This window comes from Bacillus sp. BML-BC051, from assembly GCF_019656175.1.
Taxonomy (GTDB): Bacteria; Bacillota; Bacilli; order Bacillales; family Bacillaceae_G; genus Bacillus_A; species Bacillus_A mobilis.
Genome location: NZ_BPLI01000216.1, coordinates 1 through 2,793, shown reverse-complemented (window position 1 = coordinate 2,793; position 2,793 = coordinate 1). Strand labels below are relative to the sequence as shown.

The window sequence follows — 2,793 nt, the reverse complement described above, 5'->3', positions numbered from 1 at the left end:
TGATTTTAATTCTTTTTTTCAATTCGTTTTGCATTTTCTACATAGTTTGTAAGTAGGCTACCGCTGTCTTTTTTACTTTGTAGAAAGGTAGAGAATACCCAGTACATGACAACGAATACCACTAAAGCTAAAATCGTAGCCACTTTATTCCCCTCTTTCTGTTGGATTATAATTTGCAATCTTTTCTACACGGGTTGCTAAGAAAAAGACAATTAACATATTTACCGCTAATGCAATTTTCCCCATCATAGAACCTGCTAAAAATCCATATGCTTCTTTTGACATCAACATAATCACAATCGGCATGGCAATCACGATTAAGCAGTTCTGTACAAACGCACGTTGTGCTTGCGACAAACTAGAACGTAATCTTGCCAGATATAGCTTTTGTTTTTCGAAATCTTCTGCAATATCTAATAAGACTTGTACTGAATTCGCCCCGCCTTCTCGACTACACACTTCCAACATTTCATGGAAGAAAACCAATTCTCTAAAATTAAAAGTTTCATTGAATCCTTTAAATGCACGGTGCATTGTAGTTCCACCTTCTAATAAAAGAGAAACTTTTTCTATTTCTTCTTGAATACTCTCATGCATCATTGGCTTTACTTGTACTAACACGCGTTTAGCGTTATTACTAATTTGAAGCGCATTCGCTACTGCCTTCATATAAATAGAGAGACGGTCAATGACAACCAAGTAGTAACGTTTTTTTCTTCGATAGAGAAGAAATCTCGGAACTAAAAATCCACATAAAGCAGAAATCAGGGTAAAAGGATCTCTTCCAAATGAGAAGTAGAATATTGCTGCTATACTCATTCCCGAAAGAATCGTATATACCCAGTACATGCTTTTCGTCAATTTCCACTCGTACTTTTGGGCTTCTTGGATAACAGATTGTGGAAGATACATTCGTATGCCTTTAATATTCCTTAATTCCAAGCGCCTTTCTTCTTTCTCATTTTCTTGTACAAATTGGGAAAGTGCAGAACCTTTAGATTTTGCAAAAAGTAAAACAAGTAATACTACACTAATAAAGATTAATAATATACATCCATAGGCGAACAAACTATGCATACTGCACCTCCTGTTGTGATAGGAACGGTGCATAAAGAGCTGGATTTACAGAAGTAGCAGAACGGAATTTTTTCTCCATTTTAGCTGACATTTTCCCTGTAATAATGTGCTGTCCATGAATTTTTCCTATGCTTTCATTTATCTCATCCTGTTCCTCGTATGTCGGGATAAACTGAGAAAGTTCATTAAACTGTATATCACCTCGATAATCTAATAATTCAATCATCTCTGTAATATAACGATTCCCATCATCTTTCTTTTCTAAAAAGACAATCACATCGAATGTCTGTGAAATTAATTCATATAAATACTGGGCATCAATATTCGCACCACTTTGCAGACACATGAGCATTAAACGTCTGACTGCTTCTATGGCACTTCTTGCATGGACAGAGGTAAAGCCAGGGTGGCCTGTTTGGAAAAAGTTAATCATTTTTAATGCTTCTTTACCCCTCGATTCCCCTACAATTAATCGCTTTGGTCCTTGACGTAGTGCATTCGTTAACAATCTATCAAAATCAATTGCATTTTCTTCTACTTCCGATGCCCTACATTGCATCGGAACAAAGTGATGTTCTGGAAAAATTCGATGCAAATATAATTCAGGGTTATCTTCTACTACAAGAGTACGTTCTTTTTTCTTTCCTTTCGGAATATGAGAAGCAAGAAATTTCATAAACTCTGATTTCCCTGTCCCTGTTGCTCCAGCGACTAGAATATTCATTTTGGCTTTCACGGCTGCAGCCAAAAAGTCCAACATCTCTTTTGACGCTTGATTAGTAGATAACATTCGCTCTTCAGAAGCACGAAGATGATCTGCATTCTTACGAATCGTTATTGTTGTCCCGAGTCCCCCAAGTTCATCTAAAGCAATATTGATACGGATATAGGGAAACACGCAGTCCACATATGGTTTTGCTGTATTTAATGACTCTGACGTACTATTTACCATCTTATAGGCTAAAGCCTTTACCTCTTCTTCCGTCTCAAATCGGTAAGGGAATGTTAACTCTCCCTCTCCAATTTTTTCGTAAATAATTTCTTTTGTACCATTGATATAAATATCGGTTACATCCTGATCTTCTTTTAAAGGTTCTATAATTCCAAATCCCACAATATCATCACATACCATATTTAATAATTGTTCAGAAGGTACATCTGAAATGACGACTTGATTACTTAATAGAAAACTTTTAATGATTTGTTCTACAGCTGCTCTCTTTTCTTTATTCATAAAAGATTCGCTTAAAATATCACGATGGTCTTTTACTAAAAATGCACGAATTTCATCCGTGATATCTTTAATTTGTTGAGCTGTAGTTGTTCCTAACTTTCGAGCTGATTTGGAACGAATCATATAACCAAAATGATATAAATCAACTCGATTTCGCTTTAAGGCGACTTGTTTTCCCTGTAAATAGCCCCACATACTACTGCCTCCCTTTTAATTTCGTAAACCAAAGAGACCCTTTTTCATAGAGGATGTATGCTGGGTTGGAATATCAAGACCAGCTGCTTCCATAATGTGATGGACCTTTGTATTAATTTGCGGGGAACCAAACTGCATCCCCCATTCATAACTCGTACGCTCCCTGTCATACGGAATTGTCACTGCAATTTTTTGGGAAGATAGCTTTTCAATACCTTCTACATAATCCTCAACTGCCATATTTAAAACATGAATCATACGAGGCAATGTTAGCACTACTTCTTCTA

General features: G+C 36.2%; 3 protein-coding genes and 1 pseudogene. All 4 read right to left on the bottom strand.

Features of this window, described 5'->3' with window-relative positions:
• Positions 1–5 precede the first annotated feature (5 nt).
• Positions 6–143 (bottom strand): hypothetical protein, encoded by a 138-nt coding sequence (locus tag K5S59_RS30030; protein WP_220784150.1) that lies wholly within the window; start codon positions 141–143, stop codon positions 6–8.
• 1 nt (position 144) lies between these two features.
• Positions 145–1,077, bottom strand: coding sequence for a hypothetical protein (locus K5S59_RS30025; RefSeq protein ID WP_000555804.1), 933 nt, complete (start codon positions 1,075–1,077; stop codon positions 145–147).
• Entirely contained in the window at positions 1,070–2,506 is a 1,437-nt protein-coding gene (locus K5S59_RS30020; RefSeq protein ID WP_000264620.1) for a TadA family conjugal transfer-associated ATPase, read from the bottom strand. The genes K5S59_RS30025 and K5S59_RS30020 overlap by 8 nt, the downstream gene beginning before the upstream one ends.
• Positions 2,507–2,521: 15 nt before the next feature.
• A pseudogene (locus tag K5S59_RS30015) lies at positions 2,522–2,793 on the bottom strand (AAA family ATPase); the annotation flags it as partial.